Annotated in this window: 22 protein-coding genes and 1 tRNA gene; 19 read left to right on the plus strand and 4 right to left on the minus strand. The window is 58.7% G+C overall.

Annotation, left to right across the window (positions count from 1 at the left end):
* Window positions 1-31 precede the first annotated feature (31 nt).
* Both ACO07J_RS09435 and ACO07J_RS09440 read left to right on the plus strand, forming a co-directional pair.
* Window positions 32-298: a hypothetical protein gene (locus tag ACO07J_RS09435; RefSeq protein ID WP_422028504.1), complete on the plus strand. Its 267-nt coding sequence runs from the start codon at window positions 32-34 to the stop codon at window positions 296-298.
* A 189-nt stretch (window positions 299-487) separates the two neighbouring features.
* A complete protein-coding gene (locus ACO07J_RS09440; protein ID WP_422028506.1) occupies window positions 488-1,192 on the plus strand; it encodes a hypothetical protein in 705 nt (234 codons plus the stop codon).
* A gap of 177 nt (window positions 1,193-1,369) precedes the next feature.
* Here the strand turns inward: ACO07J_RS09440 and ACO07J_RS09445 are convergent.
* Window positions 1,370-2,508 (minus strand): IS3 family transposase gene (locus ACO07J_RS09445; RefSeq protein WP_422028238.1). Its coding sequence is split into 2 segments (ribosomal slippage): window positions 1,370-2,244 and window positions 2,244-2,508, totalling 1,140 coding nucleotides; the frame shifts between segments, so codons are not numbered across the junction.
* On the opposite strand from ACO07J_RS09445, the gene ACO07J_RS09450 reads away from it, so the two are divergent.
* The 13 genes from ACO07J_RS09450 to ACO07J_RS09510 all read left to right on the plus strand — a co-directional run bounded on the left by ACO07J_RS09450 (window position 2,395) and on the right by ACO07J_RS09510 (window position 11,824).
* Window positions 2,395-3,330 (plus strand): hypothetical protein, encoded by a 936-nt coding sequence (locus ACO07J_RS09450; protein WP_422029788.1) that lies wholly within the window; start codon window positions 2,395-2,397, stop codon window positions 3,328-3,330. The two genes, ACO07J_RS09445 and ACO07J_RS09450, sit on opposite strands and share 114 nt — an antisense overlap.
* A 486-nt stretch (window positions 3,331-3,816) precedes the next feature.
* On the plus strand, window positions 3,817-5,073 hold the full coding sequence (locus tag ACO07J_RS09455; RefSeq protein WP_422028508.1) for a tyrosine-type recombinase/integrase: 1,257 nt from the start codon (window positions 3,817-3,819) through the stop codon (window positions 5,071-5,073).
* A complete protein-coding gene (locus ACO07J_RS09460) occupies window positions 5,066-5,542 on the plus strand; it encodes a hypothetical protein (protein WP_422028510.1) in 477 nt (158 codons plus the stop codon). Before ACO07J_RS09455 ends, ACO07J_RS09460 begins: the two co-directional genes overlap by 8 nt.
* A 100-nt stretch (window positions 5,543-5,642) precedes the next feature.
* Window positions 5,643-5,858 carry a helix-turn-helix transcriptional regulator gene (locus ACO07J_RS09465; protein WP_422028512.1) on the plus strand — a complete coding sequence of 72 codons (216 nt, stop codon included), beginning with the start codon at window positions 5,643-5,645 and terminating at the stop codon, window positions 5,856-5,858.
* Between the two features lie 206 nt (window positions 5,859-6,064).
* The gene (locus ACO07J_RS09470; protein WP_422028514.1) at window positions 6,065-6,313 is read left to right on the plus strand and encodes a hypothetical protein; all 249 of its coding nucleotides are present in this window, start codon (window positions 6,065-6,067) and stop codon (window positions 6,311-6,313) included.
* A complete protein-coding gene (locus ACO07J_RS09475) occupies window positions 6,303-6,806 on the plus strand; it encodes a hypothetical protein (protein WP_422028516.1) in 504 nt (167 codons plus the stop codon). The genes ACO07J_RS09470 and ACO07J_RS09475 overlap by 11 nt, the downstream gene beginning before the upstream one ends.
* Window positions 6,807-6,966: 160 nt before the next feature.
* Complete coding sequence (locus ACO07J_RS09480) at window positions 6,967-7,152, plus strand: hypothetical protein (protein WP_422028518.1); 186 nt, start codon at window positions 6,967-6,969, stop codon at window positions 7,150-7,152.
* Window positions 7,153-7,248: 96 nt separating this feature from the next.
* The gene (locus tag ACO07J_RS09485; protein WP_422028520.1) at window positions 7,249-7,677 is read left to right on the plus strand and encodes a hypothetical protein; all 429 of its coding nucleotides are present in this window, start codon (window positions 7,249-7,251) and stop codon (window positions 7,675-7,677) included.
* Window positions 7,678-7,679: 2 nt separating this feature from the next.
* Window positions 7,680-8,855 carry a phage major capsid protein gene (locus ACO07J_RS09490; protein ID WP_422029751.1) on the plus strand — a complete coding sequence of 392 codons (1,176 nt, stop codon included), beginning with the start codon at window positions 7,680-7,682 and terminating at the stop codon, window positions 8,853-8,855.
* A gap of 158 nt (window positions 8,856-9,013) precedes the next feature.
* Window positions 9,014-9,463, plus strand: coding sequence for a phage terminase small subunit P27 family (locus tag ACO07J_RS09495; RefSeq protein WP_422028522.1), 450 nt, complete (start codon window positions 9,014-9,016; stop codon window positions 9,461-9,463).
* A 4-nt stretch (window positions 9,464-9,467) separates the two neighbouring features.
* Entirely contained in the window at window positions 9,468-11,168 is a 1,701-nt protein-coding gene (locus tag ACO07J_RS09500; protein ID WP_422028524.1) for a hypothetical protein, read from the plus strand.
* Window positions 11,165-11,488 (plus strand): hypothetical protein, encoded by a 324-nt coding sequence (locus ACO07J_RS09505; RefSeq protein WP_422028526.1) that lies wholly within the window; start codon window positions 11,165-11,167, stop codon window positions 11,486-11,488. Before ACO07J_RS09500 ends, ACO07J_RS09505 begins: the two co-directional genes overlap by 4 nt.
* A gap of 39 nt (window positions 11,489-11,527) precedes the next feature.
* Window positions 11,528-11,824 carry a hypothetical protein gene (locus ACO07J_RS09510; protein ID WP_422028528.1) on the plus strand — a complete coding sequence of 99 codons (297 nt, stop codon included), beginning with the start codon at window positions 11,528-11,530 and terminating at the stop codon, window positions 11,822-11,824.
* Between the two features lie 6 nt (window positions 11,825-11,830).
* Here ACO07J_RS09510 and ACO07J_RS09515 read toward each other — a convergent pair whose 3' ends face one another.
* Window positions 11,831-12,061 carry a helix-turn-helix domain-containing protein gene (locus ACO07J_RS09515; protein ID WP_422028530.1) on the minus strand — a complete coding sequence of 77 codons (231 nt, stop codon included), beginning with the start codon at window positions 12,059-12,061 and terminating at the stop codon, window positions 11,831-11,833.
* Window positions 12,062-12,142: 81 nt separating this feature from the next.
* Here ACO07J_RS09515 and ACO07J_RS09520 point away from each other — a divergent pair, with 81 nt between their 5' ends.
* The 3 genes from ACO07J_RS09520 to ACO07J_RS09530 are packed head-to-tail and all read left to right on the plus strand — an operon-like array spanning window position 12,143 to window position 12,811.
* Window positions 12,143-12,370, plus strand: a complete 228-nt coding sequence (locus ACO07J_RS09520; protein ID WP_422028532.1) for a hypothetical protein — start codon at window positions 12,143-12,145, stop codon at window positions 12,368-12,370.
* A complete protein-coding gene (locus tag ACO07J_RS09525) occupies window positions 12,363-12,587 on the plus strand; it encodes a hypothetical protein (protein ID WP_422028534.1) in 225 nt (74 codons plus the stop codon). The genes ACO07J_RS09520 and ACO07J_RS09525 overlap by 8 nt, the downstream gene beginning before the upstream one ends.
* Window positions 12,584-12,811 carry a hypothetical protein gene (locus tag ACO07J_RS09530; protein ID WP_422028536.1) on the plus strand — a complete coding sequence of 76 codons (228 nt, stop codon included), beginning with the start codon at window positions 12,584-12,586 and terminating at the stop codon, window positions 12,809-12,811. The genes ACO07J_RS09525 and ACO07J_RS09530 overlap by 4 nt, the downstream gene beginning before the upstream one ends.
* A gap of 136 nt (window positions 12,812-12,947) precedes the next feature.
* On the opposite strand, the gene ACO07J_RS09535 is transcribed toward ACO07J_RS09530, so the two are convergent.
* Both ACO07J_RS09535 and ACO07J_RS09540 read right to left on the minus strand, forming a co-directional pair.
* Window positions 12,948-13,022: transfer RNA gene (locus ACO07J_RS09535), tRNA-Asn, on the minus strand.
* 82 nt (window positions 13,023-13,104) lie between these two features.
* Window positions 13,105-14,013, minus strand: a complete 909-nt coding sequence (locus ACO07J_RS09540) for an MBL fold metallo-hydrolase (RefSeq protein ID WP_422028538.1) — start codon at window positions 14,011-14,013, stop codon at window positions 13,105-13,107.
* A gap of 39 nt (window positions 14,014-14,052) precedes the next feature.
* Between ACO07J_RS09540 and ACO07J_RS09545 the strand changes: the two genes are divergently transcribed.
* Window positions 14,053-15,357 (plus strand): ATP-binding protein, encoded by a 1,305-nt coding sequence (locus ACO07J_RS09545; protein ID WP_422028540.1) that lies wholly within the window; start codon window positions 14,053-14,055, stop codon window positions 15,355-15,357.
* Window positions 15,358-15,359 lie beyond the last annotated feature (2 nt).

Below are 15,359 nucleotides of genomic sequence, written 5' to 3' on the forward strand. Positions count from 1 at the left end.
CCAAAGCACGATCTGGATAGGAGATCATACAATGGCTGACGCCAACCCTAACGACCGCAACGAACCTCGGATAGAAATAATACACACAATTGCGAGCCCCTACGCCCGCTATCGCCTGCGCCGAACGCAGGCGGTGATTATGACCCAGAGCCTCTGCGACGCGGGGGCTGAGCCGAGCGAGACGAACGAGGCCCTGACAAATCGGCTTATCGAGGCAGGCCACTATCAACGGGAGATACAGGTTGCCGGGGACGCCGCCATTCGGGCCTTCCGCGAGGCTTGCATTCTTCCAGCGTGAACGACCTTGCGGCATAGCCCTCATTGCCCAGCGAAGGAGCCCGAGAAATCGGGCGCCTTTTGCTTGATGGATGGCTGGGTGCCAAATTCGGAGCGAGTAGAAACAGATCAAATGTCGGACAGTAGATTCTTGTGTATGCGCAGGATATTACTTTGACGTAATCGAAAGATCGGTGCGGGGACCGACATAATGGAAACTGATGTTGCGAAATTTCTTTTGTCAGTACTGAGCGCCGGAGGTGGGGGCGCCTTTGTTGCATACTACGTGTTTAAACGTCTAGGAGATGCGTGGCTAGAAGCCAGATTTGCCGAAAAGCTCGAAGCCTATCGGCATGACCGCGCGAAAGAGTTGGAGCGCTTGAGGGCGGAGATTGATGGTGCACTAAAAGCGCAAGTTAGGTTTCAAGAAAAGCAGTTCGAAGCCTGCCTAGACATTTGGAACGCCCTAAAGGAGGCCCAGTCAGAACTGCTTGGTTCAATATCGCCCCTTCAGCAGTACAGTGACATCAAGAGGCTGGATGAGGATGCTCGGGCAGAATACCTGAACACTCTTGATCTTAAAAAATGGCAAGTCGATGAGATATTGTCAGCCCCCGATATTCAAGCCCAGTTTATGGAAACAATGAACAGAATGCGCTTCAACGCCGCGGCTCAGGCATTCTCAGAATTTGACCGCGTTACGCGGCGTTATGAGTTATTTTTGAATCCTGAAACGTTCGCGCTCATACGCTCAGTGGCGGACGCAATGCGTTCATCGCTAGTTGCAAAAGAGATGTCACTTGATCAGCCCGACCACAAACTGTCACATGAAGCTTGGTCAGAGTACGACAAGAACTGTGTTCCTTTGGTCAAGAAGCTCGTCCCTCAGTTGCAAGAGTTGATAGAGGTTCGCTGAGCTTTTCGGGATGGACGGCTTGGGGCGGCTGGGTGGCCAAACAATATACACCGCGTGGATTTGCATCGAGAGGAAAGAGACCTTTGAAAGAAGCAAAATCTGTAGCGGACGTGTTCAGAGGTGGCTCGGTTTGTTTTAACAGTTTCGAGCCGTTTCGTAAGTGGATTTCCCGCTCGGTTATGCCGCGACCGGAATTGGCCGGGGCGTGTTGAGATATGCCTGATCGGGGGTCTGCCCGTCCAGCGATGAATGCGGTCTCCTGGTGTTGTAGAAGGCCAGATACCGGCCGAGGCTTTCGCGAGCGGCCGAGACGCTATCATAGGCGCGTAGGTAGACCTCTTCGTATTTGATGGTCCGCCATAGGCGCTCGACGAAGACGTTGTCCCGCCAGGCCCCCTTGCCATCCATGCTGATCCGGATCCCGGCACCTTTCAGCGCGGTGATGAAGTCGATGGAGGTGAACTGGCTGCCTTGATCGGTATTCATGATCTCGGGTGCGCCGTGTCGTGCGAGGGCCTCGTTCAGCGCCTCCACGCACGGGCCGGTTTCCAGCGTGACCGAGAGCCGCCAGCTCAGCACCTTGCGGCTGAACCAGTCGACAACGGCCACCAGGTAAACAAAGCCGCGCGCCATCGGCACATAGGTGATGTCCATTGCCCAGACCTGGTTGGGCCGGGTCACTGCCAGCTTCCTCAGCAGGTAGGGGTAGACCTTGTGCCCCGGCGCCGGTTTCGACGTGTTGGGCCTGCGATACAAGGCCTCGATGCCCATCTGCTTCATCAGCGTGGCCACGTGCAGCCGCCCGGCGGTGAACCCTTCCTGGCGCAGAAGACCCTTCATCATCCGGCTGCCTGCGAACGGATAGTCCATGTGCAGCTCGTCGATCCGGCGCATCAGCCGCAGGTCGTCCTCGCTGGCCGGGCGCGGGGCATAGTAGAGGCTGCCCCGGCTGATCCCGAGCAGCTCGGCCTGCCGGGTCAGGCTCAGCCTGTGGGCGCGGTCCGTCATTTCCTTGCGCTCGGCAACAGACCGGCCTTGGCGAGCGCTCCCTCTAAAAAATCGTTCTCAAGCGTGAGCTGGCCGATCTTTGCATGTAGAGAGGTGACATCGATCTCCGGCTCCTTCGCCGCTTTCGGCTTGTCATCGAATACGCCGGAGACTCCATCCAGCAGCTGATCCTTCCATTGCTTGATCTGGTTCGGATGCACGTCGAACTGCGTCACCAGCTCGCTCATCGTCTTGTCGCCCTTCAACGCCGCCAACGCGACTTTCGCCTTGAAAGCTGGGCTGTGGTTTCGTCTCGGTCGTTTTGCCATATTCGCTCCTTCGTCCCGGCAACGCTGCAGGATTGGGAGCGGAAAATCCACCTAACTCACCTGTTCAGATTTCCCGAGCCACCTCTGTTCATCGACACGAACATACTGAAATTTGCAGCCGTCAAGAAGCACGTCTATCGTTCGAGACTGGGCACTGTCGATTGGGGTGGAACTGATTACGAGGTTGAGTACCACGAACGGTACACCGTTAACGATATACATAAGATCAAAAATAACGAGACGCTGAAAAGTGATGCTATTCTGCTTGGAATGCTGGCTTATGCTGGTATCTCCGGGCGCCTGAAATTTCATTCCCACCGCGAGGTCTATCTTGAGACGTTGGGGTTGCGGGGCATGTGTAGCGCCTCCGGTAGGTTTTTTGGGTGCCCGATTCATAGAGTAGCTGACCCAATGGCACCGCGTGTTCGGATAATCTCCGATGGGAAAAAGAGCGGCGCGGATCATGCCTTGGACTTCCTCAGTCGCATCAGACACCCGCGCTATGGTGAACTCACGAGGATGACTGGCGCGTACCAAGGCCCAAACAAGCCTCTAATCATCAATCAAGCGATGGACGCGTACCACCTCTGGTGCGCCGAATGCGCAGGCATGAATTATTTTCTGACGATGGACTACAGACTCCAAAAGGTCGTATCGCAATCAAAGAAGGTCGAGACACCGGTTGTTATAAAAACCCCCAACCAGTTATTGCGAGAAGTGCTGCCGAAGTTCGGTCTAGTCGGTGCATTCAAGTTTCTGTGGCAGGGATACCGTTTCGCCAAGCCGCGAGTTGGCTTTGATGAAGGAAAGGGCTGGACATAGGCTCGACAAGAGCGAGTGGCACTAATCGCATAGCCGAGGCACCATGTGCATTCTCTCGAAACTCAATTGGCGCGGCAGCGGCCGATGATGTGCGATGCATCTGAGGCCGGGTTGTCCCGACCAACTGACTTCTCGAACAACGATTCTCGGCCATTCCAATGAAATGCAGAAAGGGCAAATCGGCAGTCGTTTTCAGGATGGCACGCTTTTTGGCGCGTAACGCAGCCTATAACATCTCAAGTACTTGTTTTTATTTATAAAATTTGGATTTTTGGCTCCGGCGGTAGGGATCGAACCTACGACCAATTGATTAACAGTCGAAATTCTACACCTAACAAGCCATAACTATGTAGAACTATCGCTCCAGAAAATTGCCATGTAAAACAAGTATTTTCTTGCATTGTTATGCAATGTTCCTAACTTGGGGTAACAGTCGAAAACACGCGAAACTGTTACCCCAGCGTTACCCCAAGGGACAAATTGATTATGGCAAAGGCGATGACAACCAAGGCGGTGGAGGCTTTGAAGCCGGGGGCAACCCGTCGCGAAATTCCAGACCCGGCACTTTCTGGTCTGTACCTCGTGATCCAACCTAGCGGTGTCAAAAGCTGGGCGCTCCGATATCGTTATGCCGGCAAGCCGCGCAAACTCACGCTGGGCAAATGGCCGATCATGGGAGTGGCAGATGCACGGGCCGCAGCATCGGAGGCAATCGAGGCGCTGGAACTAGGCAACGATCCGGGTGCCGCGAAAAGGAAAGCCAAGGCCGCGCGGATCGAGGCGCACTTATCCGAGCGCGACAAGATCAAGACGCTACTGGAACAATACGCAAAAAGGCACCTCAGCACCTTGAAATCCGGCGCGACTGTGAAGCGCGAGTTAGACCGTCACGTTGGGACCGTCTGGGGGGATCGCGACATTCAGGACATTGCCCGCCGCGATGTGATCGACCTTCTAGACGGGATAGCTGATAGCGGTCGCGTCGTGAGCGCAAATCGCGTCCGATCCTATCTCGGGACGTTCTTCGGTTGGTGCGTGGATCGTGACATCATCGCCATGTCACCGGCGCAGGGCGTCAAGCCGGTTGCCAAGGAAAAGAGCCGCGACCGCGTTCTGAGTGATGACGAAATCCGTTGGTTCTGGCGCGCCTGCGACGATCTGGGCTTTCCTTGGGGGCCGTTTGGTAAAACCTTGCTTTTGACCGGCCAGCGGCTTGGAGAAGTTGCCGGGATGACCGAGACCGAAATAGAAGGTGGTGTTTGGTATCTGTCTTCCGAACGCACCAAGAACGGGCGCGCGCATTCCGTGCCGCTTTCTGAGGCCGTGCGGGCCGTTCTAGCGGGCGTGGAGCGGGTAGAGAGTCCCGCCCGCCTAATCTACACCACGACCGGCGCAAGCCCGCTTAGCGGCTTTCACAAAGGCCGAAATCACATTGCCGAACGCATGGCCGAGATTGCCAGCGAGGAAGCCGGCGAGGCGGTAGATATTCCGCATTGGACCTTTCACGATCTACGCCGCACCGCCGCTACTGGCATGGCACGGCTTGGCATCCCGGTTCGCGTAACGGAGGCAGTGCTTAACCACGTCAGCGGCACGGGCGGCGGCATTGTGGCCGTGTATCAGCGACATGACTATGCCGACGAAAAGCGGGCCGCGCTGGACGCATGGGCGCGGTTGGTGGCCGATCTGGTAGAGGGCAGGGCGGACAACGTGGTGCGGATCACGGAGGCAGGGCATGGCTGAACTAAAATCATCGGGCCAGACCGCGCTTAGGGCGCGCGCCAAGCGTAAGGAAGCCGAACGTCTAGAGGCGGAGGCAGAAGGATCTTCAGATAGCAATGATTGTCTTAAAAAAACGAAACAAGCTATGGAGCTCCATAAAGAAGCTCGGGATTTAGAAAGGGCAAGCCGATGGTTCGAGTACTTCGAAAACAAAAATAGAGGAAATCGGGGCATCCAGCAAAAGACCAAGGATAGGATCGAGTTCTTGTGTGCCGTTTCTAAGAGTATCGGCGGTGCAAGCCGCGAAGCAATCGCAGAAGAGTGCGTAAGAAATCATTCTGAGCAGGTACGCAACCTGTGGAACCTAAAGGGTAAGGCGTTTTTTCGCGAGCGAGAAAGCAGGAGGATGAAGTACAAGGAGCAGACAGCTGCGGGCAAAAGTGCCCAAATTAAGATATTGAATTTTATGAATAATAAAGGCGTACCCTAAGCTCTTAATTTTCGAAAACTACGATCTCTGGGTAGTTACGGCACGGGCAACACCGTGATTATTGATAGGCCACGATGCAACACCAAAGGAGCCGTGGCCGATGAATACCAATCACGACACATGCAATCCTCACCGCAGAATTCAGGCAACCGCTGTACAAAAGATGTGCGGCGATATCAGCGCGATGACGCTACATCGCTGGCTGCATAAGCCCGAACTGGATTTCCCCCGCCCGATGTACATCGGACGCCGCCGCTATTGGCGGGAAATTGAGGTTATCGACTGGCTCGAATCCCAGAACATCGAAGCCGCATAAGAAAACCCCCGTCCGTGGCGAGGCGGGGGCTTTCCGTCAATGCGAACTTTTGGAGGGTTCGAGCGGAAAAATACCATGCCGCGCCACCTCGGGCAACCACGAGGTGAGCAAATGAAGAACCTACAAATCAAATTCTTGATGCGTCAGCACGGTCTGACGAGGGCACGGGCGAAGGCCCTTGCGGTCCTGATCTGGGGGGTTTCCTGATGAGCAAGGAGAGGAAGCCCACGCGCCAGCAGATGTGGCGCAAGCGCCACCCCAAGCGCTACTTGGCGCACCTCACGGTGCAGAACGCCATGCGGCTCGGCGTGATCGAGCGCAAGCCGTGCGAGGTATGCGGCGATCCGAAAACGGACGCCCATCATGACACGTACGACAATCCCCTTGAGGTGCGGTTTCTCTGCCGCCGCCACCATAAGGCACACCATGCCAAGGGGGGCAGCAATGGGCCGTGACCGGCGCAACGAGAAGCGCGGCGAGCATTTCACCAAGATGGAGCGCAATACGATGGAGGCGCCCGCGTGGCGCGCCCTAACGCCCGTGGCACAAGCTCTCTATCCGTGGCTCAAGCTGGAGTGGCGCGGCCCGCAGGCGAACAACAACGGTAAGATTAGCCTGAGCGTGAGGCAGGCTGCCGAGCGGTTGGGCGTGGGCATCAACACTGCCGCGCGGGCTTTCCACGACCTGCAAGCCAAGGGCTTCATTGTAGTAATCGAACCCGCGCGTCTCGGGATCAAGGGACAGGCGACATGCCCGACCTATGAGTTGACCGAGATTGCACTTCCCCATGGCGAGAAAGCGACCGGGCGGCGGCTGTTCAAGGAATGGCATCCGGGCGCTGACTTCACCGTTCACAAAGCCACAGTTCACAACGCGGAGGGCAGCCGGAAAAAACAAAACCCTGTCATCAAATTGGTGACGCCCCGTCACCAAAATGGTGACGCCTGAATGAAACACGTCACCAAATCAGTGACAGGGCGTCACCAAATCAGTGACGAAACGGCCCATTCCGACCGGCCCAACGTCACCAAATCAGTGACATCCTTACTTACCATTCCCAACGCCCTGACGCGGGCACCTTCAAACCTTCCACAAAGGAGCAAGTCCAATGAACGAACACCAGATGAACGGCATCGACGACAAAGCGCGAGAAACCGTCGAAACCATCCTCGCGCAATCTCGCGCGGGCGGCACATGCCCGATTGAAGCTCTTGATGGGCTGATCTTCTGGGCGAAGGAAGTGATTGTCCTGGCCGAGAGCGCGAAGGCTCGGCATGGCGCGCCGCGTGAATGATGCGACTTTCATAAGTCGTTTTTAATCCGATGTGTAACTTTACACAGATGCGCATCAATGGTAATGTAATTGCAGTTTCAACAGCGAGGGGTAGCTATGAGCGCCATCGAAATTGGAAAGATGACGGGACTTTCGCGCGATACCGTCAACAACGTGATGCGCCTTGGGCCGTTGGTTTCCGAGGGTATCCGGGCAAACGCGCTTGAAGTGGCAAGCATCCGGGCGCTGATCGACGCCGGGTGTTCTGCAAAAGAGGCTCGCGTGATCGCGAACTTCTGGTTTGGGCACATGGATAGCCCGCCGAGTTCGTGGGCTTTCAACGCCTCTCAACCGTTCTGTTTCGGCACCACGCCCGCCGGGGTTCCGATGGAGCGGAGCGACAGCATCGCCGGTGTCATGGCGGCCCTGGCAGACGACGACAACCACGAATTCACGGAAGAACTGGCACCCGTTCGGGAGCCTGTTTCGGTTGCGTTCATCAACGTTGCCGAAATCAACAAACGCATCAAAGGAGAAGAGCAGTGAGTATGGAAACCCGCACCCTGCGCGTTTCGCGCGCCGAAAAAGTGGAAGTGGCCAAGTCCATTGTCACGAAGGCCGAAGAGGAAGAGCGCAACATGAGCAAAGATGAGCAAACCCGCTTTGATAGCCTCATGTCTGAGGCAGAATCCCTTGGCGAGCAAATCGAGCGCCGCGAGCGTGTGCGGCTCGCTGAGGCCGAGATCGACAATTATCGTTCCCCCAGCATAGGTGGGCATCTCGGTGAAGCTGAACGAGAGTTTCGGGCCATGCTCCGGGGCGAAGCCCGAGGCATGACCACTTCATCGGGCAGTGACGGTGGCTATGCCGTTCCGCTCCAGATTGACGAGATGGTGGGTCGGCAGGTGAAAGAAATCTCACCCATGCGCCGCGTTGCTCGTGTGGTGCAAACGTACACGCAAGATTATCGCGCGCTGCTCTCCATCCGGGGCGAGGGTTCTGGCTGGATCCAGGAAGACGTGAACCGCTCCACCACCACGGCACCGCAACTGATTTCGATCGAGCCGAAGAGTGCAGAACTTTTCGCATACCCTCAAGTCTCGGCGCACTTGCTCGATGATGCTAGTTTCGATGTGACCAACTTCCTCAGCGATCACGTCTCATCTGAATTCGCCTATCAGGAGGGCGCGGCTTTCGTGAATGGCGATGGGGTTACGGGCAAGCCTAAAGGCTTCCTGCGATATGATACCTCCACGGATGGCGATGACACGCGCTCCACCAATGAGCTTCAGCATCTGGTGACGGGCAGCGCCTCGGCTATCACCGGCGACAGCTTGATTGATCTGCTCTACTCGCTTCAGCCGAGCTATCGGGTTGGACCCGGCGTTGCGTGGATGATGGCCAGCGACACAATCGCGAGCATTCGGAAACTGAAAGACGGTGAGGGCAACTACCTGTGGCGCGATGGCTTCGGGGATACACCCGCATCGCTTCTGGGCTTCCCGGTTGTTGAGGCGAACGACATGCCCGCAGTGTCGAACGGTAATGTTCCGGTTGCGTTTGGCAATTGGTCGCGCGGTTACCTGATCGCCGAACGTGTCGGGATGCGGCTGGTCCGTGACGATATCACCCGACCGGGTTTCATTCGGTTCTACTTTGCGCGCCGCATCGGCGGCTGTGTCTACGATCCGAACGCGATCAAGTTGCTCAAGGTTTCCACGTAATAGTTGCGTCTGCCTGCGCGACTTGGTGACCGCTGGTCTTCTGCCATTGCCAGCGGTCACCGCCATACCGGGGGGGTAGGTCAAATCCCCACGGTTTTTCTCTCGGGACCGGCGGCGGGCGTCATTTTTTCACGAGGTCAGGATTGAGGTGAATTTCCATGAAGGGCGGCAAGTCAAAACCCGATGAGTTGAAGGTTATCGCGGGCACGTTCCGCAAGGACCGGAGTAACCCGAATGCGCCGTCTGTACCATCGGGCATACCAGAGGCGCCTGCGTGGCTCTCTGAGCGGGCGTCAGAGCTATTCGCGAGCCTTTGCGCGGTACTGGATAGCCTGAACATCGTCAGCCCGGCAGATGAATGCATGATTGCCATGCTGGCCTCGCGGCTTGAAGAAATCGAGGTGCTGACGGCAACGATCGAAGATCAGGGCCGGACGTACAAAGGCGAAAGCGGCCTTTGGAAAGCGCGCCCCGAGGTGGCAATGCGCAACGAGGCTTTGCGCCACTGTCACGCCCTTCTAAGCGAGTTTGGCCTAAGCCCGGCGACAAGAAACAAAGTCACGGCGAACAAGCCCGCCCAGCAAAACCCATTCGCAGCATTGGATTGAAGACATGGCACGAGTTGTTGGCGATATCGCCGTAGAAGTTTCCGCAGACATTGGCCCGCTTCAAAGGGGGCTGCGCAACGCGCGCGGCGATGTGAGCCGCTTTGGAACCAGCGCTGAACAGATGGCACAGCGCGCCACCCGCGCGACCCTGGCAATGAGCGGGGCAATCATTGCTGCAACGGCGGCGGGCGCGGCGCTCGCGCATCGTGTGGGCGAAATTGGTGAAAGCCTGACCAACCTTTCCCGAGTCGCAGGCACCACGCCGGAGAAGTTCCAGGAAATGGCGGCGGCTACTCGTTCGGTTGGTATCGAACAGGAGAAGTTGGCCGACATACTAAAGGACGTTCAGGATCGCGTTGGTGACTTTCTTGCGACCGGCGGCGGTCCGATGGCCGACTTTTTCGAGAACATCGCACCTAAGGTTGGTGTGACTGCTGAGCAGTTCGCCCGACTGAGTGGGCCGGAAGCGTTGCAGCTTTATGTTTCGTCGCTGGAAAAGGCGAACCTGACGCAAAGCGAGATGACCTTCTACATGGAAGCGATGGCGTCGGACCTGTCGCTGATGCTTCCGCTTCTTCGCGACAATGGCCGGGAAATGGACCGGCTGGCGAATGAGGCGCGAGACGCTGGCACTATTCTGTCGAATGAGACTGTCGCCGGGGCTAACGAGCTAAATGGCAAGTTGCGTGATATTCGTGACGAAATCCGAGGTGAACTTGTCCCGGCGATGCTGTCGGTTGAAGATGAGATCATTGCTCTTGCGGATTTCGTGAGAGACATCGGCATTCCCGCCCTACAGGGGCTTATCCAGGGCGCAGGCTGGGCGGCTGAAAAGTTTGAGTGGCTTGCCAGAGCCATGGCATCGCTGAAGATCGGCTTCAATTTGAATGAGGGGCCGAGCATTTCGATTGACGGAAGCAGCCCTGAAGAACCGCCCGAAGACGGTGGCAACGGGCCGCTGCAAATGGACGTGCCAACGCCTCCGGGCCGCGCTCCCGTTCGCCCTGGTGGCACCAGTCGTCGCGGTGGGTCCAGTCAGGGGCCTACCGAGGACGATTTTGAACGCCTCCGCGACCAGTTCGCGACGGAACAGGAAATCATTCAAGAGAACTACGAGCGCCAGCTTGAGCAGCTTGAAGAATTCCGCAGCCGGAAGCTGGCGACCGAGGACGAGTTTAACCAACTCGAGGAGCGCATCCAGAAGGATCATCAGGAAAAGATGCTCCAACTGGAAAAGGCGCGGCGGGCGATGATTCTAGGAGAAGTGGCCGGGGCGTTTGGCGATCTTTCCGCACTCATGCAGGTCGAGAACAAGAAGATGTTTCAGATCGGCAAGACGGCGGCAATCGCCGAGGGGCTTATCAATGGTTACTCAGCCGCACTGTCTGCTTGGGATAAAGGGATGGAAATTGGCGGTATGCCAACTGCTATCGCCTTTACAGCGGCGTCTCTGGCTAAGACGGGAGCGCTCATTTCCAGCATTCAGGGGACCAGTTACGGCGGCGGAGGCGGTGGCGCAGGCGCGGCGGCAGGCGGCGGCGCTGCGGCCGCAGGTGGTGCGGCGCAGCAGACACCCGCCCAATCTCCCCGTGTAGCGCTCACATTGACCGGCGGGGATATGTACAGCCGCGATCAGGTCGTGAAGCTGATCAACCAGATCAACGAGGCGCAGGAAGATGGCGCAATCATAAGGCTCGTGGGATGACGGTTATCTGCGGAATTCCGCAGATGGAAAGTGGCAACGGTTGCCACCCTGAGCGCATTCGTGCGCGGGCCACGCGGCGAGCCGGTGAACTGTTGAAACAGGTGGAGCCGTCAAAAGGGGGGCGGCCAATCTCCGAAACTAAGGACGGTGCCGACCCTAGTTTTTCAACGTCCCGAAAGTCGGCGGCAGCCGACGCCGGGTTTTCGGAGCGCCAAGCCAAGACCGCTCAACGTCTTGCCAACATTCCCGAGCACGACTTCGAAAAGATGGTGGAGGCCGACACCACGATAACGAAGATGGCGGAGGCGGGCACCTGTTAAGCGCTTTACAAAAAGGGAATGTCGGGGAATACTTTCGTCATGACCTACAGGACATTTTCAATTCTCGCATTCTCCGCCGCCTTGGCCGCCTGTAGTGCACCAGACGATTATGCTGGGGAAGTCACATCTTACAACGGCAACTTTCTCACGATCAGCGGCATGATGAATCAAAAGAAGGGCGTGCCGGGTTTTTATCCGACACCTGCGATGCAGGAGAAAGCAGAGGCAACGTGCGGCGGTCCTGCCAAGTTTGAAGGCACCGTTGACAGCAATCCGACTGCGGACAGCTTCACCAACTCAATGTTCATTGGCTACAATTTCATCTGCCAGCTCTGACACGCGTCATTGACGCTTGGCGAGCCTCACACCGGGCCCGCCGCCGTTTTGTTCGATGAACTCTACCCCGGCGGCTTCAAGGGCAGAGCGGATGGCGGCGATGGCCGCATCCGAAACGACACGCCGTTCCTTCTCAAAGTCTATCACCGTCGATTGTCCAAGCCCCGCTGCCTTTGCGAGTTCAGTTTGCGTCATGGTTACAAGGCCGCGAGCAGCGCGTGATTGTGCAGGTGTCATTATCAACGTTTTTCATTGACGGCGGGTGCCGTGAGGTTTATCAACTAAAAACGTTGATATACTAATCGGGAGACTGAAACAATGCCCAAGACAATTTCCGACCTGCAACTAGAGGCCGTTCACCTGGCCGGGATGATCGGTGGCGCTGAGGTGCTGTCCGAACAAGCAATGGACGGGGCCGATGAAGACCCACTGACGGCGATGGCTCACAACTCTCTGCCAGCAATCTTTGAAGACTTGCGCCGCAGGTCTTACGCGATTGCCGATGATCTGGAGAAGCTTGAGAAACAGGAGAGACAAAATGCGTGAAGAACTCAGCACCATGACGCCGCAGGATAAGCTCATCGCCGCAATGAGCATCATACAGCACAGCATCCTTGCTGAGGATTCGAGGTGCAATCCGGGCAAGATGTTCACGCAGCGGCACTTTCCGACAGCGGGCTTGGAGCTTGCCGAAAAGCTTCTCGCCGATGTTCTGCCGCTCATGGACGAATTGGAGACGCCGGAAACCGGGGGGGCAGCATGACCAGCCCGTATACAGAAGCATTCAAAGCGCTAAGCCTGACCGGCGCCTTGCTCGACGCGCTCTACGATTTGGCGGTGGATAGCGACACGCTTGGATCCTCCGACCCGGAAGCAATGCAGCTCATGGCAATGCTAGAGGTTGCCCGCGAGAAAGCACACAAGGCGGCGGAATTGCATGAGGCCGAGTGGAAGTTATCGTGCGAGCATCGCGACGAAGCCGCTTAGGGCATGACGCGAATCCAACCGAGAAGCCGGGGCCGTGTGCCCCGGTTTTTTGTTACCCTGAGCGTTACCCCAGCCAAGAACTAGAAGCGCCCAGCGAAGGGCTATCTCTGTACGTAGCTGATTTTATTGAGATTTTTGGCTCCGGCGGTAGGGATCGAACCTACGACCAATTGATTAACAGTCAACTGCTCTACCGCTGAGCTACGCCGGAACACGAGGCGCGATATAGCAATAGCCTCCGGTGGCGTCCAGTGGGTTTGTGACAAAAATTTCACCGATCCGGGCAGGGGTGGTCACACCAGCCGGAAGGTCGCGTGCTGCGAGAGGGGGCCCACCGGCTCCACACGGTTTTTCCCATACAGGTCAATGAGATGCGCGAGCACGTTGCGCTCGGCCGCCGGCCACATCTGCGGCGCGACATCGGTGTAGATCGCCGCCGTCAGCGTGGCGGTGTCCGCCGCACCCGCCTCCAGCGCCTTCAGGATCGACGCCTCGCGCCCCTCGCGGTGGGCGATGAGCCAGTCGAGCCGAGACATCGGCGCCGTGATCGGCGCGCCGTGGCCGGAATGGAAGACCTCGGCACCCCGGTCGCGCAGCCGCCGGCAGGAGGCCATGAAATCGGTCAAATCGCCATCGGGGGGCGAGACCAGCGAACTGGCCCAGCCCATCACCAGGTCGCCGGTAAAGACCATGTCGCCCATGGCCAGGCACAGGTGATTGCCCAGGTGCCCCGGCGTCCAGAGCGCGGTAAGCGACCAGTCCTCGCCCGTCACCATCTCGCCGTCGGCCAGTTCCACGTCCGGCGCGAACCCCGGGTCGATGCCTTCGCCGGCCTCCTCCAGCCCCTGCGCCGCCAGCTCCCGCATCACCGCGCTGCGGCCCGAGCCCGACGGCCCGAAGCCCAGCACCCGCGCGCCCGTCTCCCGCGCCAGCCGCGCGGCCAGCGGCGAATGGTCGACATGCGAATGGGTCACGATCACATGCGTCACCTGCTGCCCCGGACCCAGCGCACCGAGAATGGCGGCCAGGTGCGCCTCGCTCTCCGGGCCGGGGTCGATCACCGCCACCTGCCGCGCCCCCAGCAGGTAGGTGTTCGTTCCCCGATAGGTCATCGGCGACGGGTTGGGCGCCAGCACCCTGCGCACCCCACCGCCCAGATCCTCGGCCACACCCGGTTCCGGGTTGAAATCGCTCTCGTTCATGGCCCTTTCTTACGCACATTTCCTTGGCTAGGTTCAAGCATGTCCTTTCGCTGGCTCAAACTCTACATGCCCCGCAGCCTCTATGGCCGCGCCATCCTGATCCTGCTGCTGCCGGTAATCTCGCTGATGCTGGTGGTTTCGGTGGTCTTCATCCAGCGCCATTTCGAGGGCGTGACCATCCAGATGACCAACTCGGTCAGCCGCGAGGTCCGGCTCATGCTCGACAGCGGCATGACGGCCGAGGAGGTCTCCGACTCGGCGCTCGCCCGCACGCTGCTGATCCGGGTCGACCCGGTGCCCCAGAGCCTGGTGCCGGAGGAGAATTACCGCCGCTGGTACGATTTCACCGGCGCCACCGTGATCCGCGAGTTCACCGCCCGGCTGCCCGACCTGCTGGCGGTCGACCTGCCCGACGATCAGCGCGTCTCGCTCTTCTTCGAAAGCGATGACGGACCGATCCGGATGACCTTCGACCGCCGCCGCGTCTCGGCCTCGAACCCGCACCAGCTTCTGGTCAACATGGTGATCTTCGCCGCGATCATGACGGTGATCGCCTATTTCTACCTCCGCAACCAGCTGCGCCCCATTACCCGGCTCGCCCGCGCCGCCGAGGCGTTCGGGCGCGGCCGCCACCTCGATTACCGTCCCGCCGGCGCGGTCGAAGTGCGCGCCGCCGGCAACGCTTTCCTCGACATGCGCGCCCGGATCGAGCGGCAGATCGAACAGCGCACCCTGATGCTCTCCGGCGTCAGCCACGACCTGCGCACGCCGCTCACCCGGCTCAAGCTCGGCCTGTCCATGCTCGACGATGAGGACCGCGAGGCGATGGAGCAGGACGTGACCGACATGGAGCGCCTGATCGACGAGTTCCTCGATTTCGCCCGCGGTGCCAGCGAGGGCGAGGCAACGCCGATCGACCCGGTCGCGCTGGTGGCCCAGATCGTCGAGGACATGCGCCGGGCCGAGCGCGACGTGACGCTCTTCCTCGCCGAGGGCGAGGGCACCGTGGCGCTCCGCAGCGCCGGCATCCGGCGGGCGGTCGAAAACCTGATCAACAACGCCGTCCGCTACGGCACGAAGGCCGAGGTTTCGGTGCTGCTGACCGACAGATCCCTGCGCATCCGGGTCGAGGATGACGGCCCCGGCATCCCCAGGGAGCGGCGCGAGGAGGCGGTCAAACCGTTCGTCCGGCTCGACACCGCGCGCAACCAGAACCGCGGCTCGGGCGTGGGCCTGGGCCTTGCGATCGCCACCGACATCGCCCGCGCCCATGGCGGAATGCTGCGGCTGGGCGAAAGCGAACGTCTGGGCGGATTGCGCGCCGAGATCGTGATCGGGCGCTGAGG

Source organism: Roseovarius sp. (assembly GCF_965228755.1).
In the GTDB taxonomy this organism is placed as follows: Bacteria; Pseudomonadota; Alphaproteobacteria; order Rhodobacterales; family Rhodobacteraceae; genus Roseovarius.